Origin of the sequence: Morganella sp. Je.2.23, from assembly GCF_051129855.1 — a bacterium.
Classification (GTDB): Bacteria; Pseudomonadota; Gammaproteobacteria; order Enterobacterales; family Enterobacteriaceae; genus Morganella; species Morganella sibonii.
Map to the genome: position 1 here is coordinate 998,962 of NZ_JBCPSQ010000001.1, position 17,218 is coordinate 1,016,179.

The 17,218-nt window shown below is 51.0% G+C and carries 24 protein-coding genes; 22 read left to right on the plus strand and 2 right to left on the minus strand.

Translation table 11 applies throughout. From position 1 onward, the window contains the following. Positions 1-316 precede the first annotated feature (316 nt). Positions 317-907 carry a helix-turn-helix domain-containing protein gene (locus AAZR23_RS04815; RefSeq protein ID WP_036407682.1) on the minus strand — a complete coding sequence of 197 codons (591 nt, stop codon included), beginning with the start codon at positions 905-907 and terminating at the stop codon, positions 317-319. A gap of 131 nt (positions 908-1,038) precedes the next feature. On the opposite strand from AAZR23_RS04815, the gene AAZR23_RS04820 reads away from it, so the two are divergent. The 11 genes from AAZR23_RS04820 to AAZR23_RS04870 all read left to right on the plus strand — a co-directional run bounded on the left by AAZR23_RS04820 (position 1,039) and on the right by AAZR23_RS04870 (position 7,721). After that, entirely contained in the window at positions 1,039-1,257 is a 219-nt protein-coding gene (locus AAZR23_RS04820) for a hypothetical protein (RefSeq protein ID WP_434690897.1), read from the plus strand. Between the two features lie 133 nt (positions 1,258-1,390). Further along, positions 1,391-1,624: a hypothetical protein gene (locus AAZR23_RS04825; protein WP_051997324.1), complete on the plus strand. Its 234-nt coding sequence runs from the start codon at positions 1,391-1,393 to the stop codon at positions 1,622-1,624. A gap of 1 nt (position 1,625) precedes the next feature. Next, positions 1,626-2,558: a DnaT-like ssDNA-binding domain-containing protein gene (locus tag AAZR23_RS04830; protein WP_434690901.1), complete on the plus strand. Its 933-nt coding sequence runs from the start codon at positions 1,626-1,628 to the stop codon at positions 2,556-2,558. Next, a complete protein-coding gene (locus AAZR23_RS04835) occupies positions 2,527-3,000 on the plus strand; it encodes a replication protein P (protein ID WP_434690904.1) in 474 nt (157 codons plus the stop codon). The genes AAZR23_RS04830 and AAZR23_RS04835 overlap by 32 nt, the downstream gene beginning before the upstream one ends. A gap of 227 nt (positions 3,001-3,227) precedes the next feature. After that, positions 3,228-3,629, plus strand: coding sequence for a hypothetical protein (locus AAZR23_RS04840; RefSeq protein ID WP_434690907.1), 402 nt, complete (start codon positions 3,228-3,230; stop codon positions 3,627-3,629). After that, positions 3,619-4,014, plus strand: coding sequence for a RusA family crossover junction endodeoxyribonuclease (locus AAZR23_RS04845; RefSeq protein ID WP_434690910.1), 396 nt, complete (start codon positions 3,619-3,621; stop codon positions 4,012-4,014). Before AAZR23_RS04840 ends, AAZR23_RS04845 begins: the two co-directional genes overlap by 11 nt. A 134-nt stretch (positions 4,015-4,148) precedes the next feature. Continuing rightward, a complete protein-coding gene (locus tag AAZR23_RS04850; RefSeq protein ID WP_434690912.1) occupies positions 4,149-4,622 on the plus strand; it encodes a hypothetical protein in 474 nt (157 codons plus the stop codon). A 40-nt stretch (positions 4,623-4,662) separates the two neighbouring features. Next, a complete protein-coding gene (locus AAZR23_RS04855; protein ID WP_434690914.1) occupies positions 4,663-5,004 on the plus strand; it encodes a hypothetical protein in 342 nt (113 codons plus the stop codon). A 28-nt stretch (positions 5,005-5,032) separates the two neighbouring features. Beyond that, the gene (locus tag AAZR23_RS04860) at positions 5,033-5,620 is read left to right on the plus strand and encodes a hypothetical protein (protein WP_434690916.1); all 588 of its coding nucleotides are present in this window, start codon (positions 5,033-5,035) and stop codon (positions 5,618-5,620) included. Between the two features lie 50 nt (positions 5,621-5,670). Then, on the plus strand, positions 5,671-6,237 hold the full coding sequence (locus AAZR23_RS04865) for a terminase small subunit (RefSeq protein ID WP_434690918.1): 567 nt from the start codon (positions 5,671-5,673) through the stop codon (positions 6,235-6,237). After that, on the plus strand, positions 6,237-7,721 hold the full coding sequence (locus AAZR23_RS04870; protein ID WP_434690921.1) for a terminase: 1,485 nt from the start codon (positions 6,237-6,239) through the stop codon (positions 7,719-7,721). The genes AAZR23_RS04865 and AAZR23_RS04870 overlap by 1 nt, the downstream gene beginning before the upstream one ends. A 46-nt stretch (positions 7,722-7,767) precedes the next feature. Here AAZR23_RS04870 and AAZR23_RS04875 read toward each other — a convergent pair whose 3' ends face one another. Continuing rightward, the gene (locus AAZR23_RS04875; RefSeq protein WP_108657226.1) at positions 7,768-8,133 is read right to left on the minus strand and encodes a Gp49 family protein; all 366 of its coding nucleotides are present in this window, start codon (positions 8,131-8,133) and stop codon (positions 7,768-7,770) included. 198 nt (positions 8,134-8,331) lie between these two features. On the opposite strand from AAZR23_RS04875, the gene AAZR23_RS04880 reads away from it, so the two are divergent. The 11 genes from AAZR23_RS04880 (at position 8,332) to AAZR23_RS04930 (ending at position 17,207) form a co-directional block, all read left to right on the plus strand. After that, the gene (locus AAZR23_RS04880) at positions 8,332-8,538 is read left to right on the plus strand and encodes a hypothetical protein (RefSeq protein ID WP_004239577.1); all 207 of its coding nucleotides are present in this window, start codon (positions 8,332-8,334) and stop codon (positions 8,536-8,538) included. A gap of 15 nt (positions 8,539-8,553) precedes the next feature. Continuing rightward, complete coding sequence (locus tag AAZR23_RS04885) at positions 8,554-10,215, plus strand: portal protein (protein WP_434690924.1); 1,662 nt, start codon at positions 8,554-8,556, stop codon at positions 10,213-10,215. Next, positions 10,212-10,535 (plus strand): hypothetical protein, encoded by a 324-nt coding sequence (locus AAZR23_RS04890; protein WP_434690927.1) that lies wholly within the window; start codon positions 10,212-10,214, stop codon positions 10,533-10,535. Before AAZR23_RS04885 ends, AAZR23_RS04890 begins: the two co-directional genes overlap by 4 nt. Further along, positions 10,532-11,194 carry a peptidase gene (locus AAZR23_RS04895; RefSeq protein WP_434690929.1) on the plus strand — a complete coding sequence of 221 codons (663 nt, stop codon included), beginning with the start codon at positions 10,532-10,534 and terminating at the stop codon, positions 11,192-11,194. Before AAZR23_RS04890 ends, AAZR23_RS04895 begins: the two co-directional genes overlap by 4 nt. Before the next feature lie 13 nt (positions 11,195-11,207). Continuing rightward, positions 11,208-12,188 (plus strand): major capsid protein, encoded by a 981-nt coding sequence (locus tag AAZR23_RS04900; RefSeq protein WP_434690932.1) that lies wholly within the window; start codon positions 11,208-11,210, stop codon positions 12,186-12,188. 54 nt (positions 12,189-12,242) lie between these two features. Further along, entirely contained in the window at positions 12,243-12,674 is a 432-nt protein-coding gene (locus tag AAZR23_RS04905) for a Bbp16 family capsid cement protein (protein WP_434690934.1), read from the plus strand. Positions 12,675-12,682: 8 nt separating this feature from the next. Then, complete coding sequence (locus AAZR23_RS04910; RefSeq protein ID WP_434690936.1) at positions 12,683-13,033, plus strand: hypothetical protein; 351 nt, start codon at positions 12,683-12,685, stop codon at positions 13,031-13,033. A gap of 66 nt (positions 13,034-13,099) precedes the next feature. Further along, on the plus strand, positions 13,100-13,705 hold the full coding sequence (locus AAZR23_RS04915) for a hypothetical protein (protein WP_434690938.1): 606 nt from the start codon (positions 13,100-13,102) through the stop codon (positions 13,703-13,705). Further along, the gene (locus AAZR23_RS04920; protein WP_434690940.1) at positions 13,705-16,167 is read left to right on the plus strand and encodes a hypothetical protein; all 2,463 of its coding nucleotides are present in this window, start codon (positions 13,705-13,707) and stop codon (positions 16,165-16,167) included. The genes AAZR23_RS04915 and AAZR23_RS04920 overlap by 1 nt, the downstream gene beginning before the upstream one ends. A 3-nt stretch (positions 16,168-16,170) precedes the next feature. After that, positions 16,171-16,635 (plus strand): hypothetical protein, encoded by a 465-nt coding sequence (locus tag AAZR23_RS04925; protein ID WP_434690943.1) that lies wholly within the window; start codon positions 16,171-16,173, stop codon positions 16,633-16,635. Then, positions 16,635-17,207 carry a hypothetical protein gene (locus AAZR23_RS04930; RefSeq protein WP_214192888.1) on the plus strand — a complete coding sequence of 191 codons (573 nt, stop codon included), beginning with the start codon at positions 16,635-16,637 and terminating at the stop codon, positions 17,205-17,207. Before AAZR23_RS04925 ends, AAZR23_RS04930 begins: the two co-directional genes overlap by 1 nt. Positions 17,208-17,218 lie beyond the last annotated feature (11 nt).

The window sequence follows — 17,218 nt, forward strand, 5'->3', positions numbered from 1 at the left end:
TAAATAAACTGTTTGTTTATGTTTTGGCGTATAGCAAAACCGGCGGTTATCGCCAGTTCATGTAATTTTTCACGTTCCGATCCCGCGTTCCGGTTCTACGGGTTAGCGAGGACATTCTGCTGCATCAGAATTAGGGGTTGTGTTGCAGTCCCGGTTGTTAAAGAACATGACCAATGTGGTCAACTTGATATGAATAATAACCCGTAACTGAACGTTGTCAACAATAAAAAACAATAAAAGATAAACAAAGTGATCATTATCACGACGAAAAAAAAGCCAGCTCGAGGCTGGCCGATTTCGCATCTATCTGAGTTTATTACCGGTTTTTCTTTATGATGAACTCGATAAAGTCCTGGATTTGTTCTTTCTCTGCCGGTGATAGTGCGGCATACCGTTTCTGGTCATACTTAATGACGTCGGTATCGTTGGACGGGATCAGCAGCTCATAGGCTTTACGGCCCAGCGCCTTGGCGATAGAGTCCACGCTGTCCACAGTGGCACTGGTTTCATTTTTCACGATACGGTTAATCGTTGACTGCCCCAGCCCGCTTTTAACAGACAGTTGAGTCTGTGACTTCACGCCGTCAGTCAGCATGAAGGTACTGATGTTATCTGCCAGTATTGCGCCGATCTCGGTCGGTGAATAGATATCGTCGGTGCTTTCTGCCGGCCGGTTGTAATGGTCGGTATCCATCCAGTATTTTTGTACCCGCGTGACATGCTCTATCTTCCGGGCAACCGCGTCACTGATATTACGGTGGCTCTTCAAATCGGATGAGGAAAGATAGCGGGAAATGATGTTCGGGGCGAACCCCAGCGCATCGGCCAGCGCTTTCTGTCTGCCGTCGTAATACTTCTCCAGAATGAAGATGAGGTTATCTCTCCTTATCTCATTGATGTTTTTCATATGGGTTGCCTGATTAAAATGTATTCGTAAATGTTTATCTGATTCTGCCATTAAACAGAATCATGACCTTGTTGGTAAATGACCATATTGGTTATTATTCTCAGAATGTTTAACGATAGAACAGGAAAAATATGGAAGATTTCAATTTTCAAGCATTCTGGAATGGTCTTAACAAAGAGGATCGTGTTGCGTTCGCAGAGAAAGTCGGGGTAACTGTCGGTTATATCAGGACGCACCTGAGTTATGCCCGCAGACAGCCGGGGCTGAAAACTATCAGACGATTACACCAGGCATGCACTGAGCACGGTGCAGCCGTGACAATGGAAGAGCTGATACGGTTCTTCGAGTGATGAACATATGAGGCCGCCTTGTGCGGCCTTTATATTTTCTGGTTATGCGTGATAAACAATTATTCATTTAGGGTTGATTTATTTTTCGAGATTCTCTATCTTACTTCTTAAACAACTTGGTTAAGAGGGACGTATGGAAGTCATCAACAGAAAAACAGCGGTTCTTAACGGGCTCGTCCGGTTTTATACGGGTAAGCCATGTAAAAACGGCCACGACGCTGAACGCTATACCAGCACCGGCGCATGCGTAGTGTGTGCGGCCATGCATTCTACGGAGTACCGAAAGGAAATGAACCGGTTACTGAAACTGGCAAAGGAACTGAATAAAACAGATGGGCGCATTCATGAGAGTGAATTCAGGGGGTGATATGGCTCGTATAAGAACCATCAAGCCAACATTCTGGACGGATGAGGACATGGCAGAGGTATCAGAAGCTGCCTGTTTACTGGCTATCGGGCTATTAAATTATGCTGACGATGAGGGGTATTTCAACGCTAATCCGAAACTGATTAAGGCTGCTGTTTTCCCGCTACGTGAACCCTCCGGTAGTATTCCGGTATTACTACAGGAGCTTTCCAACTGCGGTTATATACGCCTGTTTTCTGCACAAAATGGCAAGCGCTTCGGCCTGATCATTAATTTTACAAAACACCAGGTAATTAATAAGAAAACAATAAGTAAAATCAAAGAGATGGATTTAATACCGGAAGACTACGGTAGTGATACAGGAGAACTACCACCCGGAAAGGAAGGGAAGGGAAAGGAAAGGAATATAAAAACAACTCTCTCTGGCGCGCATGAAGAAAATTTTATTCCTGATCCTGAGGCGGAAGATCCACCGGCAGGGAACTGGTCAGATTATCCGGGCAAGTTCGCGATGACCGGACACTGGCAGCCGGACCCAGATTTCAGCCGCAAAGCGGCACAGTGGGGCGTAATACTGAATGAGCCGTACCGTCCTGAGGAACTGGCCGAGTTCATCACGTACTGGCAGGCGGAAGGGAAAGCTAAACACCACGCACAGTGGGAAATGGCATTCGCAAAGAGCATTCATCAGCAGCGCATGAAACAACCGAAACAGAGCGGAGGTCACACCGATGACACAGAATTTAAATTTAACCCATCCAGCGGGAAATCCAGAGCGGTACAACTCGTCGAGCATGGGATCCGGAAAAAATACGGGCAGGAATATCTCGACTCTCTGGCTGAAGATGACCGAGCTGTATGGGGACAAATGGACGGGCAAGAACGGGACGGAACCGTCATCGATGTGGAAGCGAGCAACCGCCGGATTGAGTGACGACCAGTTTGAGATGATATTCACGTTTTGCCTCGATCGCTGCATGAACGGCAATCCCTGGCCGCCTGAACTGTCTGACGTGATTGTGATGCTGTCGGATAAGCTGGTGGACTCAAACGCATTCGGGATCCCGTTTGACGACATGCTGCGTGATTTTAATAAATACATGGCGAAGCGGGGCTATTACCGCAGTGCTGAGATGTACCCATTCAGGCACCCGGTGCAGTACTGGATCTTCACGGAACTGAGAAACAAGGTGCATGACCTGCGGCTGACTGAGCCGGAAGTTGAAAAGCGCCTGGCAAAGATGATCCGGCAGTGGGCTGACCGTGTAGCCAAAGGTGAGCCGATACCCCGTCCGGTTCTTCGCGTGGAAGATAAAACCCGTCCGCCTCCGGCGTGGATGGAAATGCTCGAAAGAAAGAAACAACGATCTGTCTGAGTGCATGAATCATCAAAATCGTAAGCCAGTACAACGCAGCGAGGTTTTAACTATGTGGTCAGTACGTTTTCATGATGTGGTTTTAAAAGTCGCTCAGAATTCGATACAGAGCGTTTTAATCGTATGCGGGGTATTGGTATTTTTATTCTTGAAAAGATAAACAATATGGTTATATTTACCTGTAAGGTAATTACCATGGGGGTTATATGCGGGTTCAGGACTACATCGTGAGGGTTCTTGCGGATAAGCCGGATCTCACTGCCATGCAGCTGGTGGTTGCCATCAGGAATGACCACAAACGGAAGGTCGGAGTATCTGCGGTGCGGTATGCGCTCGACCAGCTGTACCGCTGGAATGTGATAGGGCGCAAAAGAAACTCATACAACTTCGTCCACTGGCTTCGGTATGACCACCGGGAAGGGCTTGAAAATCAGGCACAGACCCGGCGCGAGAATATCGCTAAAGCTCTCAGGCGCAGCCATGAGCGCAGCGAGGAGACGGCAGCGAAACCGAGGGTAACAGAGCGAAAGCCGAGAGTGCGCCAGCCGATTGAGCAGTACGGCGAACCGGCACGGATGCAGAAACTGTTTGATTCACTACTGAAAAAGGCCAGGAACAATGCAGGTTAACGAGTTCGATATCACACCGGTGCCAAAGCCGCGCATGACGCAGCGGGATAAGTGGCAGAAACGGCCTGCGGTGATGCGTTACAGGGCATTCTGTGACGAGGCGCGGTTGCGCCGCATCACACTGCCGGAATCCGGTGCTGAAGTCGTGTTTCAGATGCCAATGCCTAAAAGCTGGTCAGGAGTGAAAAGGCGCAGCATGGTCGGGCAGCCGCACCAGCAGAAGCCGGATGTCGATAACCTGCTTAAAGCCCTGATGGATGCCTTGTTTGATGATGATTGCAAGGTCTGGAGTGTGGCGGTTTCCAAGGTGTGGGGTGAGTCCGGGAAGATAACGGTAAGGTTACCGGAAAAATCGACAATTCATGAACTTATTACCATCAGTTAAGTTTGTGAGCGGGTTATTTTATTGGTGAATGAGTACGGAAAGAAACTATGACAGCGAAAATTAATGATATTTAATGAGTTTTAAGCACAATGAAGTTATCCGAAGCGGTATGAAAGTATGAAGGCATGAATAAAATGATCAAAAAACGTGTTACAGACGACATGATTTTATTGGATGTTGAAAAAATAAACGGCTACCTCTGTGCGGTTGAGTCGATTAACTGTGCACCAAATGTGGCCGCTGATTATCAATGTTTGCTGCTGGATGAGAAGGTGACGCTGCTGGAGTCAGTGCAGGATGGAATTATTTGTGGTGAAGATAAATATCCTGTTGAGTACTGGCATATTTCTCTGCAACAAACAGATTTAGAGAGTCTAAAGCAAGCCGTCAGGTCATGGTTCTTCAGGTTGGGTCATGCTGAAAATTTGGCGGATAAGCTTGATGATCTGGCTGTCGGATTCATAGATTTAATTCAGCCATATACTTATGGTGCTGCTATTTACCGGGTCGAGATGGCACCGCCGGTATGGTATGCCATAGGATGGGAAATTTTCGTTGTTCATACGAAGTATGGTGCGCTTTTATTCAGATTTAGTTTTGATGGCTGATTTGTCTGTCGTGACATGTCACAAATGCATCGGAGATTATATGGCCAAAACCCCAGCCGAACGCAAAGCAGCACAGCGCAAACGCCAGCGTAGCGCTGGCATGGTGATCCCGCAGTGGCAGATTGAGGTCGAAGAACATGAGATGATCAAACGCAACTGTTCACTGCGCCGTCCAGGTCGTGAGCCATACGACGAGGCCGAGTATATTCAGATGCTGATACGCAACGACGATGCACGGCTTAAGCGTGAGATTGCGGAGTTATCACAGCGCTGCTGTGGTAAGTGTGGTGAGGTATTGCCGGTCGCTGAGTGCTGTCTGTCCGGTGACGCTGAATGCTGGAACACCAGAGGGTGGCATGAGATGAAATTGAAGGTAGAATAATAAAAAGCATTTAACAAAAGGATGGGGTATGACGTTAGTCGAGAGATTTTCTATCATTGGAAGTGTAGCCTCTGCTATCGCAATTGTTGTTAGCTTTACGGTCTTTACTATTCAGAGGCAAGAAGATATAGCCAGAAGAAATAGTGATAGAGCTAATGAATTATTAGCTATTAAAAAGATAATAACCGTAAACTGTGAATTGATAAAAACTGCATTATTGGGAAACCAAAAAATAGTTGATATGGTTTTATCTAAAAAGTATGCGGATGTGCTTATGCAAAAAACAGGTGATATTTTCTATATTATCTTCAAGGATGGATACAACGATAATACAAAAGAATATTCATGGAAAACGAGCTATAAATTTTATTTTGTTAATAAGTTTATAGATACTAATTTATTGGTTTTAGCCAAGCATAACCAAGATATAATAACGTCAATAACTGGCATTTTTACTCTTATTGATGATGTAAACAATGTGACGGAGGCGCTTATAAATGACCTCGTTAATCACAATTACACCCTTGTGAAAACCAGAGCTGAATCTGTAAAAGTATACTCAGAGGCATTAATGACGAGGATAGATACGCTAATGGTTGAACTATCGATGATTTAGTTTGAGATTTGAAGTTTATCTTTTGTGTGGTCATAATAAACAAAGAGGTAATGATTATGACCATCAAAAGACCACGCAAACCACCAGCACGAAAGCCTACACCGCTGAACGCTCAGATGGAGCGTTTCTGTCAGGAGTATCTCAAAGCGCCTGATAACCAGACTGACGCCGCCATTGCTGCCGGGTACGCTCCCGGTAGTGCCTGTAAGCGTGCATCGGTACTGATGGCAGATCCCCGCATTCAGGAACGTATCGCCCAGCTTATGCAGCAGCGGAACAAGCGCACCAAGATGAGCGCCGACACCGTACTTAAGCGGCTGGTGGATATGCTGGACGCGGATATCGCGGACATACTCAATGAGAAAGGTGATATCAAGCCCATCAGCGAATGGTCGCCGGTATGGCGTAAATCGGTAGCCGCATTCGATATCATCGACATCGACGGTGACACCCGACTGAAAAAAGTGAAGCTCCTGGACAAACTCAAGGTGCTGGAGCTGATTGGTAAGCACGTCGATATCAATGCATTCCGGGAGCGCGTACAGGTGGACGTCAATATCTCGCTGGCGGATAAACTGGCTGCGGCACGTAAACGGGCAGCAGAGGGTATTGAGTAATGACAGATGCCGCCACCACGTCACCGGAAGAACAACTGATTGACGATATCGCCATGTTCACGTATGACCCGCTCAGTTATGCGCTTTACGCATTTCCGTGGGGCGAGGCGGGCACCGAACTGGAAACGGCCAGCGGCCCGCGTCAGTGGCAGGCAGAAGCGCTGGGTGAAATCGGTCAGCACCTGCGCAATCCGGACACCAGGCATCAGCCGTTGCTGCTGGCCCGTGCATCCGGGCACGGTATCGGTAAATCAGCCTTCATTTCCATGGTGATTAAGTGGGGCATGGACACCTGCGAAGACTGTAAAGTCGTGGTCACAGCCAACACCGAAAACCAGTTGCGAACCAAAACATGGCCGGAGATTGCAAAGTGGCAGCGTCTTTCTATCACCCGCGACTGGTTCACCTGCACCAAAACTGCTATCTATTCCAACGACCCGAACCACACCAACGCTTGGAGGGCAGATGCCGTACCGTGGTCAGAGAATAACACTGAGGCATTCGCCGGGCTGCATAACCAAGGCAAGCGCATCATTCTGGTGTTCGATGAAGCATCCAACATTGCAGATCTGGTGTGGGAAGTTGCAGAGGGGGCACTGACGGACGAGAACACAGAAATTATCTGGATTGCATTCGGAAACCCGACCCGTAACACCGGGCGTTTCCGTGAGTGCTTCCGCAAGTTTAAACACCGCTGGCGCACAAAGCAGATAGACAGCCGGACGGTGGAGGGCACCAACAAAGAGCAAATCAAAAAGTGGGAAGAGGATATGGGGGAAGATAGCGACTTCTTCAAAATCCGTGTGCGCGGTATCTTCCCGTCAGCCTCTGAAACTCAGTTCATCCCGACCGGCCTTACCGATGCCGCCATGAAACGGACGGTGACAGCCGCTGAGGTGGCTCATGCGCCGGTAATCATTGGCGTTGACCCTGCCTATTCCGGCGCTGATGACGCGGTGATCTACATGCGACAGGGTCTGTACTGTAAATGCCTGTGGACGGGAAACAAGACCACCGATGATGTGGTGATGGCAAAACGTATCGCGGATTTTGAAGACAGCCTTCAGGCGGACGCTGTGCATATCGATTTCGGATACGGTACTGGTATTTACTCCGTTGGTATGAATTGGGGACGCGACTGGCAGTTAGTGCAGTTCGGCGGAGCCTCCACCGATCCGCAGATGCTGAACAAGCGCGGTGAGATGCACAACAGCGTTAAAACGTGGCTTAAGATTGGAGGGGCGCTGGATGATCAGGAAACCGCTGATGATTTATCTGCTGCGGAATACAAAGTCCGCCTGGACGGAAAAATACTGCTGGAATCCAAAGACGATATTAAAAAACGCATAGGCCGCTCCCCGGGTAAAGGTGATGCGCTGGCGCTGACATTTGCTTATCCGGTAACCAAAAAAGACCCGCAATTCAAACAGAAAATTTCTCACGGCTCAGTTGTGGCCGACAACGATTACGATCCCTACGCATAAAAAAGCCCGCACACCGGCGGGCTTACTGTGACATGTCACCGCGACATTATTCACTTAATTTCTGTTTCAGCAGATAACCTTCTAGCAGCCAGATTTTATTTACGGCATTCTGTCTGGCAATCTTCTGACCGATCTCTGCATCGAAGTTTTCAGGACTGGCACAGGCTGATTCCCCGGTTACCGTAAAACCGTTTTTCAGAACAAGAACACAAAATGTCAGTAAATTAAGCGCTGGTGGTACCGATGCATCATCAGGGTAGCGCTGTGCTTTTGCGGAATATAGCCCAGAAACGCCATCAGCAGCGGTGAAATAGTGCTCGCTGGTAATCAGGCTTTCAATGTGCGCCGGAGTAACTCGCGGAGCGGTTTTACCTTTCATCTGAATCTCTGTTTCAATATCTGGGTTGTTCATAATTTCACCTGTCTATTGTTAAAAAAATGCCCTCACGAAGAGGGCAAAAGCTGTAGCACTGGCAACACCTGTTATGGAGGGTAAAGAGAATCACGGCTGAGTGATAAACAAAATGTTAGTCAAGTTTATTTCAAATGTCAATTAACATGATATACAATCCATATAAAGTAATTATGTTTATCTTATCGAGGTGTGGATATGTGTGGATTCAGCAAGCCGAAAATCAGTACGCCGCCACCAGTTCAGGCAGCACCACAGGAGCAGGACGAAGCTGTCACCAGTAGCCGTGATGAAGAAATGCGCCGTCGTCGTGCAGCATCAGGCCGTAAGTCAACCATGCTGACCGGTTCGCAGGGTGCCACCGGTGCCGCCTCCACCAGCGGTAAAACGCTGTTAGGCCAGTAATCACAGGGGCGGATAATGTCAGATAGCCTGAAGCAGCAGTTAAATAAGCAACTCTCTCAGCTGAAAGCCGAGCGTCTCTCTTTTGAGCCGCACTGGCGTGAGCTGTCTGATTTCACCCGTCCGCGTAGCACCCGCTTTACCGCCTCGGAAGTTAACCGTGGTGATCGCCGCAACAGCAAGATTATTGACCCTGCTGCCGTTATGGCGGCGCGTACCTTATCCAGCGGCATGATGTCAGGCATTACCAGCCCGGCGCGCCCGTGGTTCCGCCTAGCGACACCTGATCGTGATTTGATGGACTACGGTCCGGTGAAACTCTGGCTGGAAACTGTCGAACAGCGCATGAACGAAGTATTTAACCGCTCCAATCTCTACCAGTCATTGCCGCTGATGTACGAGGATTTAGGCACGTTCGCCACCGGTGCAATGGCTGTTGTTGCTGACCCGCAGCGGGTGATCCGTACCGTACCGTTTCCGACCGGCAGTTTTTACATTGCCAACGGCGCGGATCTGAGTGTCGATACTGCTGTCCGTGAATTCAGCATGACCGTGCGTCAGGTGATCACCGAGTTCGGTACGGACGCTGTCAGCGATACCGTGAAATCACAGTGGAACAGTGGTCAATACGGGCAGTGGGTGAATGTGGTTCACGCGGTCTATCCGAATCTTGACCGCCAGACAGGCAAACTCGAAGCGAAACACAAGGCGTACAAATCCGTTTATTACGAAGCCACCAGCACTGACGACAAACTACTGCGCGAATCAGGTTACGACGAATTCCCGATCATGGCACCACGCTGGGAAGTGAACGGCGAGGACGTTTACGGTTCATCCTGTCCCGGCATGGTGGCACTCGGCAGCGTAAAAGCCCTGCAACTGCTGCAACGCCGTAAAGCGCAGATGATCGACAAAATCACCAACCCGCCGTTACAGGCTCCGGCCTCAATCAAGAGCCAGCGAATTTCGACCATTCCCGGCGGGATTAACTATCTGCCGATGGCGGACGTGAACAACCAGATAAAACCGCTGTTCCAGATCCCCGCTAACGGTACCAATGGCCTGCTGGAAGATATCCAGGACACCCGCCAGATTATCGACCACGCCTATTTCGTTGACCTCTTCCGCATGATGCAGACCGTGAATACCCGTTCAATGCCGGTTGAGGCGGTGGCGGAAATGCGGGAAGAAAAGCTGCTGATGCTGGGACCGGTATTGCAGCGTCTGGATTCTGAACTGCTGGATAAGTTGATTAACCGTACGTTCAGCGTGATGGCAGAGAACAACCTGCTGCCGGTGCCGCCGGACGAGATGCAGGGCATGCAACTGAAAGTTGAATACATCTCAGTGATGGCACAGGCACAGAAAGCAATAGGCGTCAGCAGTATTGAACGCTTCATCGGATTCACCAGTGGTATCGGGCAGTTCAGCCCGGATGCCCTGGACAAAATCAACGTGGACGAAACTATTGACGCCTACGCCGCATCAATCGGGGTTCCGCCGTCCGTGGTGGCAACTAATGAGCAGGTGGCGCAGATCCGTGAACAGCGTGCGCAGCAGCAGGCCATGGAACAACAGATGCAGATGGCGCAGGCCGCTGTCGGTGGCGCTCAGGCGCTGGGTAATACACCGATGGATGATAACAGCGCATTGGCAGCGCTGGCCGGAGGTGGTCAGTGACAGACGCACCGGAAACCTATCTGCTCACCCCGCAGGAACAGGCCGCACACGATATTGCACAGCGCGAGCAACAGAAACGCGCTGATGATGACCTGAAAGCGGTGATGGCAACAGAGGAAGGCCGCCGGTTTATGTGGCGGTTACTGGGTGAAAGCAATGTGTTTGGCTCATCTTTCTCAGCAGATCCGTATCTGACAGCCTTTAAAGAGGGCTGCCGTAATTTTGGTTTACAGATGTTTGAAGGGCTTCATCGTGTCTGCCCTGAACTCTATGCACTGATGGCTGATGAAGCCGCGAAACAACAGGAGAAACAATCATGAACTTATGGCAGCGCTTAATGATGCGTCGCTTGTGTGAAGAGCAGAACGCGGAGGGTGGTGATAATGGCGGAGCGGCTCCGGGTACAACAGGCACACCGGCTGGTACAGAGGTACCACCAGCGAATAACGGCGGTACTCCTGCGGGTAATGAGCAGAATAAAGGTACTGAGCCACCGGCCAAAGACCCGAAAGCCGATCCCGGTAAACCCGCTGTAGCAGCACCGGAAAAGTATGAATTTAAGGCCGCAGAGGGTCAGGAGCTGGATGCCGAAGCGGTAAAAGCCTTTGAGCCGATCGCCAAAGAGCTGAACCTGAGCAACGAGCAGGCGCAAAAGCTGGTGGATGTGTACGGCAGCAAGATTATGCCGAAGCTGGTTGAGCAGCAGGCGGCGCAGTGGCAGCAGCAGATTGAACAGTGGGCTGAACAGGTTAAGGCAGATAAAGACCTCGGTACCGATGCGTCCATTGGCGCAGCGCAAAAAGCCATGGATAAGTTCGGTTCACCAGAGCTGAAACAGTATTTGAACGAAACCGGCCTCGGAAATCACCCGGAGCTGGTGCGTATTTTTGCCAATATCGGCAAAGCCATGTCAGAGGACGGTCTTGTCACTGGCAATAGCGGCGGCGCGAAGAGTGCCGCTGATGTGTTATTCGGATAATTAAGGGGAAACCATGCCAGCTCTTACGCTTATTGACTGGGCTAAACGACAAGGCCCTGACAGCAAACAGGCAAAAATTGTCGAACTGCTGAATCAGACCAACGAGATCCTCGACGATATGCTGTTCGTTGAGGGTAACCTGCCGACCGGTCACCGTACCACAGTGCGTACCGGTCTTCCGTCAGCCACATGGCGCTTACTGAACTACGGTGTTCAGCCGAGCAAATCAACCACCGCACAGGTCACCGACACCACCGGTATGCTGGAAACCTATTCCGAAGTGGATAAAGACCTGGCTGACCTGAACGGTAATACCTCGGAATTCCTGCTTTCTGAATCCCTGGCGTTTCTGGAGTCTATGAACCAGGAGATGGCTGAAACGCTGATCTACGGTGATACCTCTGTACATCCGCAGCGCTTCACCGGTCTGGCTGCCCGTTTTAATGATCTGAGTGCCAAGAGCGGCACCAACATTATCGACGCTGGCGGTGCCGGAAGCAACCTGACATCCATTTATCTGGTGGTATGGGGTGAGAATACTGTACACGGCCTGTTCCCGAAAGGCTCTAAAGCTGGCTTACAGCAGGAGCACAAAGGCCAGGTGACGCTGGAAGATGAGAACGGCGGCCGCTATGAAGGTTACCGTACCCACTTCCAGTGGAAAAACGGCCTGACCGTCCGTGACTGGCGTTATGTGGTGCGCATCGCCAACATTGACATGAGCAAACTGAAGAAAGACCCGGAAGCGGCTGACACGCTCGACCTGGTTGATCTGCTGATTCAGGCGATTGAGAAGATCCCTAACCTCGCGATGGGTCGCCCGGCAATCTACTGCAACCAGGCTATCCGCAGCTGGATGCGCCGCCAGATTAAGAACTCCAAGAACGTCAATATCTCCATGCAGGAAGTGGCTGGTAAGAAGGTGGTGTCGTTCGATGAGATCCCGGTGCGCCGCGTCGATTCCATTCTGACTACCGAAAGTCAGGTTAAGTAACCGCGTATGCCGGACGGCATCAGCCTCCGGCAACCTTTTAACAGGGGTAACACAATGATTTTAGATAAAGAAACGATGTTCTCCGTCGATCAGGCGGTTACTGCATCAGCAGCCGGTACCGGCATTATCGACCTCGGCCCACTGCGTAATGATTTCCGTGATATCGGTATTGGTGAGCCGCTGGAACTGTTCGCACAGGTGACAGAACAGGCCAAAGCCGCCGGCGATGCCACGGTGCAGATCAAACTGGAAACGGCATCTGACAAAGAATTCACCGATGCTAAGGCTATCTTTCTGTCTGAACCCATGCCGATTGCATCACTGAATGCCGGTAAGCGCATTGCTGCCAAAGTGCCGCAGGGCAGTCTTAAGTTTCTGCGCCTCCAGTACATCGTGGGTGATGGCCCGTTAACAGCGGGTAAGTTCACATCAGGCATTATCCTGAATGTGGATGCTCATCCGGTCTATGAAGCTGTCAGCAATTAAGGTGTGACATGTCACGATATAAAGTATTGAAAAAATCCTTTATCAATGGTCGCCTGCTTTATCCCGGTGAGGAAATTGAGTTCGATGGTGTACCGGGAAGCAACCTGCTGCTGATTGAAACCGGTGAGCGTGGAACGGCGAATGAAGATGCCAATACCGGCAACGATAATCACAGTGGTGATGGCGCCGGCGGTGAAGGTGGTATCGGAGCCTCCGGTGGCGATGGCGGCTCTGATAATGAACTGACCGCATTGCAGGATCAGTACCAGCAGTTGTTTGGTAAGAAGCCACATCACAATTCCGGTGCCGAAAAACTCCGCGCGGATATCGACGCGAAACGTAAAGAGCTTGGGGTTTAACCCCCGATTCCAAAGGGGGCGAAAGCCCCTTTTTCTTTTTCTGTACAGATACGGGGAGAAATTACAGTGGCCTCAGAAATCGAAATCTGCAATATCGCGCTCAGCCGCATCGGTAACAGCCGATCTATCAACAGCATGACCGAGGCCAGCAAAGAGGCCAATCATTGCAGCCTGCACTATGAGCAGTGCCGTGATGCGGTGCTGTCAGACTTCCCCTGGAATTTTGCTGTTAAGCGCGTGGCGCTGGCTGATACCAATAATCCGCCGCCGGAATGGAAATATGCCTACCGCTACCCTACGGACTGTATGAAAGCCATTGCGATTATCCGCCCCGGTGAAAAGTATCACCGCCCTGATACCGCGATTCATTTTCAGGTCGGCGCTGATGAAGAAGGTACCGGGAAGCTGATTTATACCGATCAGCCGGAGGCGTGGCTGCAATACACCGCCCGGGTGACAGACGTCAACATGTATGACGCGCTGTTTAAAGATGCGCTGGCGTGGCGTCTGGCTGCTGAACTGGCCCGGCCTCTGGCATCAAATGCCGGTATCGGTAATGAGGCTCTGCAACTTTACCAGATGACGATCGCCGGTGCGGCTGCTCACTCCCTGGGGGAATCATCAGAGCCGGTCGATTACATGGATGAGTTTACCGCAGCGAGGTTATCGTAATGGCCTACAGTATTATCCAGCCGTCATTCTCCGGCGGCGAAATCGCCCCGAGTTTATACGGGCGCGTCGACATGGCGAAGTACGCTACAGCATTGCGCAAGTGCCGTAATTTCATTGTCCGGCAGTACGGTGGGGCAGAAAACCGCCCGGGTACACGTTTCATTGCCGCGGCTAAATACGGTGACAAGAAATGCCGCCTGATCCCGTTTCAGTTCAGCACGGTGCAAACCTATGCGCTGGAGTTCGGCGATCGGTATATCCGTGTGTTCAAAGACGGCGGGCAGGTGCTGTATGCCGATGGTGAACACAAAGGTGAAGTGTTTGAACTGGCGACACCATATGCAGAATCTGAACTGTTTAAGCTGAAATTCACGCAGTCTGCTGACGTAATGACCATCGTTCACACCGATCACCCGCCGATGGAATTACAGCGTTACGATCACGATGACTGGCGGCTGGCGGAAGTGGAGACAAAGAACGGCCCGTTTGAAGACATCAACACCGACAAGGCGATCAAGGTGTACGCCAGCGCCAGTACCGGCACAGTAACACTGACAGCGACACATAATATCTTCGGCAGCGAGCAGGTGGGGAAACAGTTTTACCTGGAACAGCGCGCGGTTGATGAGGTGCCGGTGTGGGAAACGGATAAAGAAACCGCAGTGAACGATCAGCGCCGCGCCGGCAGTCACTATTACCGCGCCAATACCGGAGGTAAAACCGGTACGCTGCGTCCGTCTCACACCGAGGGCATGAGCTGGGACGGATGGGGCGGTGATAATGGTATCCAGTGGGAATACCTGCACAGTGGGTTCGGTATTGTCAAAATTGAATCTGTCGGCAGTGACGGTAAAACCGCTACCGGGAAAGTCATTTCTTATCTGCCGTCCAACGCCGTCACAGCGTCCAACGCCAGCCACAAATGGGCACGGGCAGCTTGGAATAAAGAGCTGGGTTATCCGAGTACCGTGACCTATTACCAGCAGCGCCTGTTCTTTGCCGGGTCCCGTTCTCAACCACAAACAATATGGGCCAGCCGCAGCGGCGATTATAAAGATTTCGGACGCAGTAACCCGATTCAGGATGATGACCGCATTATCTACACCTATGCCGGGCGGCAGGTAAATGAAATTCGTCACCTTATCGACGTTGGTTCGCTGGTGGCACTGACCTCCGGCGGAGAATATCAGGTTACCGGTGATCAGAATAAGGTGCTCACCCCAGCCAGTTTCTCAATGTCGTCACAGGGTGCCAACGGAACCAGTAATCTTCCACCGATTGCCGTGGCGAACATTGCACTGTATGTGCAGGAAAAAGGTAGCGCTGTCCGTGATCTGGCGTATTCATTCGATGTGGACGGGTACCAGGGCACAGACTTAACCATTCTCGCCAACCACCTGTTCCAGAAGCACCAGATTGTTGACTGGGCTTTCTCGACTGTTCCTTACTCCGTTGCCTGGTGTGTCCGGGATGATGGCGAACTGCTGGCGTTAACCTATCTGCGCGAACAACAGGTTTTTGCCTGGGCGCCGCAGCATACCGACGGTGAATTTGAATCTGTATGTACCATCAGTGAGGGTGCGGAAGATGCGGTGTACTTCGTGGTGAAGCGCAAAGTCGGTAAAAAGACGGTCCGTTATGTAGAGCGCCTGGCGAGCCGGTTATTCACCCGGACGGAAGATGCGTTCTTTGTGGACTCCGGCCTGAGTTATGACGGCCGTAATACAGATTCGGATAAAACAGTCGTTATTACCGGCGGTGATGGTGACTGGTCGTATCAGGAAGAATACCGCCTGTCTGTGCTGGCTGACAACGTGTTCAAAGAGAGTGACATCGGTAACGAGATCCATATTGATTACACCGAGGATGATGAGAACAAAATACTGAAATGCCGCATTGTCGAAGTCATTAATAGCAAAGAAGTTACGGTGTCACCTAACCGTAATGTGCCACCAGCGTTACGCAGCACGATGACAGAGGCGTGGGGCTTTGCCCGTAAATTCTTTACCGGTATCGGGCACCTGGAAGGAAAAACCGTGAATGTGCTGGCAGATGCCAATGTAGCGCCGTCGGTTGTTGTCTCCGGTGAAAGGGTGGAAATCGACACGCCGTCAGTAGTAGTGCATATAGGTCTACCGGTAACCAGCGAACTGGAAACGCTGGACATCCATATTAACGGGCAGGAAACGCTGCTGGATAAAAAGAAACTGGTAAAAGTCGCCAGTCTTATCGTTAATTCCAGCCGTGGCGTGTGGGCAGGTACCGACAAAGACCACCTGTATGAATACCCTCAGCGTGAGTTTGAGTATTACGACAACCCTGTTGATGATGCGACCGGCATTGTGGAAATCAATCTGGATTCCAACTGGAGCAAAAACGGGCGTGTCTTTATCCGGCAGGAAGATCCGCTGCCGCTGTCCATCCTTGCGGTTATCCCGCGTCTTGATGTCGGAGGGTTTTAACCGATGGCACACGTACAGATTATCCCGGCAACTACTGAGCATATTCAGCAGCTTCTGCCTTATGTCCGCCAGGCTGATCACGATGAGTTTGCGGCATTCTCCGGACAGACGGCAGAGCAGGTTCTTACCCGTGGCGTTACCTGTTCGACAAAGGCGTGGTCTGGTCTGATTGACGGTCAGGTCGTTACAATATTTGGTGTGGCTCCGGGGTCTATCCTGAGCGGTGTGGGGATCCCGTGGCTGGTGAGTTCATCTCACCTTGAAACGCACCAGAAAATATTCCTTCGCCGCTGTAAACCAGTACTGAAAGCCATGCTGTCGATCTATCCGGTACTGGAAAACTATGTGGATGCGCGTAACCACGTTGCGAAAGCCTGGCTTCATTGGCTGGGTTTCCGACTGGAACCGGCGGAACCGGTCGGTTTAATGAAACTGCCTTTCCATCACTTCACCATGAGGGCGAAATAATGTGCGAACCAACCATGCTGGCGGCGGCCGCAATCGGCACCGGAGCAATGCAGGCATACAGCCAGTATCAGTCAGGTAAATTTAACGCTGACGTTGCAAACCAGAATGCCAAACTGAATGAGGCGGCGGCGGATGATTCCATTAACCGGGGTAATGCCGAGGCAGCAAAACAGCGCTCACGCGCACGGCAACTGGCAGGGACTCAGGCGGCCACTATGTCGGCCAATGGTGTTGATCTCGGTGCCGGCGGTGCGCTGGATATCTTCGGCGACACTGCGGCCATGGGTGAACTCGATGCACTCACCGTGATGAACAACGCTTCCCGTGAGGCATACGGTTATAAGTTGCAGGCGGCCAATGACCGGCTCAATGCGAAGATGTCACGCCGTCAGGGCAATATCGGTGCGGTCGGTACGATACTGACCACGCCGCTGAATGCATGGGGTGCGTACAAAGTGGCAGGCGGTACCGGCAGTATTTTCGGATCCGGTGCGACTAAAGCCGCATCAGGGACCGGCTCAAACCTGTTTGATGTGACCCGCCAGACCGGCAACTACGGACGATTCTTTTAACGGAGGGCGCT

Coding starts and splice junctions, on each gene's coding strand:
- AAZR23_RS04815 (WP_036407682.1), bottom strand. CDS start 907: ATGAAAAACATCAATGAGATAAGGAGAGATAACCTCATCTTCATTCTG.
- AAZR23_RS04820 (WP_434690897.1), top strand. CDS start 1,039: ATGGAAGATTTCAATTTTCAAGCATTCTGGAATGGTCTTAACAAAGAG.
- AAZR23_RS04825 (WP_051997324.1), top strand. CDS start 1,391: ATGGAAGTCATCAACAGAAAAACAGCGGTTCTTAACGGGCTCGTCCGG.
- AAZR23_RS04830 (WP_434690901.1), top strand. CDS start 1,626: ATGGCTCGTATAAGAACCATCAAGCCAACATTCTGGACGGATGAGGAC.
- AAZR23_RS04835 (WP_434690904.1), top strand. CDS start 2,527: ATGTGGAAGCGAGCAACCGCCGGATTGAGTGACGACCAGTTTGAGATG.
- AAZR23_RS04845 (WP_434690910.1), top strand. CDS start 3,619: ATGCAGGTTAACGAGTTCGATATCACACCGGTGCCAAAGCCGCGCATG.
- AAZR23_RS04850 (WP_434690912.1), top strand. CDS start 4,149: ATGATCAAAAAACGTGTTACAGACGACATGATTTTATTGGATGTTGAA.
- AAZR23_RS04855 (WP_434690914.1), top strand. CDS start 4,663: ATGGCCAAAACCCCAGCCGAACGCAAAGCAGCACAGCGCAAACGCCAG.
- AAZR23_RS04860 (WP_434690916.1), top strand. CDS start 5,033: ATGACGTTAGTCGAGAGATTTTCTATCATTGGAAGTGTAGCCTCTGCT.
- AAZR23_RS04865 (WP_434690918.1), top strand. CDS start 5,671: ATGATTATGACCATCAAAAGACCACGCAAACCACCAGCACGAAAGCCT.
- AAZR23_RS04870 (WP_434690921.1), top strand. CDS start 6,237: ATGACAGATGCCGCCACCACGTCACCGGAAGAACAACTGATTGACGAT.
- AAZR23_RS04875 (WP_108657226.1), bottom strand. CDS start 8,133: ATGAACAACCCAGATATTGAAACAGAGATTCAGATGAAAGGTAAAACC.
- AAZR23_RS04880 (WP_004239577.1), top strand. CDS start 8,332: ATGTGTGGATTCAGCAAGCCGAAAATCAGTACGCCGCCACCAGTTCAG.
- AAZR23_RS04885 (WP_434690924.1), top strand. CDS start 8,554: ATGTCAGATAGCCTGAAGCAGCAGTTAAATAAGCAACTCTCTCAGCTG.
- AAZR23_RS04895 (WP_434690929.1), top strand. CDS start 10,532: ATGAACTTATGGCAGCGCTTAATGATGCGTCGCTTGTGTGAAGAGCAG.
- AAZR23_RS04900 (WP_434690932.1), top strand. CDS start 11,208: ATGCCAGCTCTTACGCTTATTGACTGGGCTAAACGACAAGGCCCTGAC.
- AAZR23_RS04905 (WP_434690934.1), top strand. CDS start 12,243: ATGATTTTAGATAAAGAAACGATGTTCTCCGTCGATCAGGCGGTTACT.
- AAZR23_RS04910 (WP_434690936.1), top strand. CDS start 12,683: ATGTCACGATATAAAGTATTGAAAAAATCCTTTATCAATGGTCGCCTG.
- AAZR23_RS04920 (WP_434690940.1), top strand. CDS start 13,705: ATGGCCTACAGTATTATCCAGCCGTCATTCTCCGGCGGCGAAATCGCC.
- AAZR23_RS04925 (WP_434690943.1), top strand. CDS start 16,171: ATGGCACACGTACAGATTATCCCGGCAACTACTGAGCATATTCAGCAG.
- AAZR23_RS04930 (WP_214192888.1), top strand. CDS start 16,635: ATGTGCGAACCAACCATGCTGGCGGCGGCCGCAATCGGCACCGGAGCA.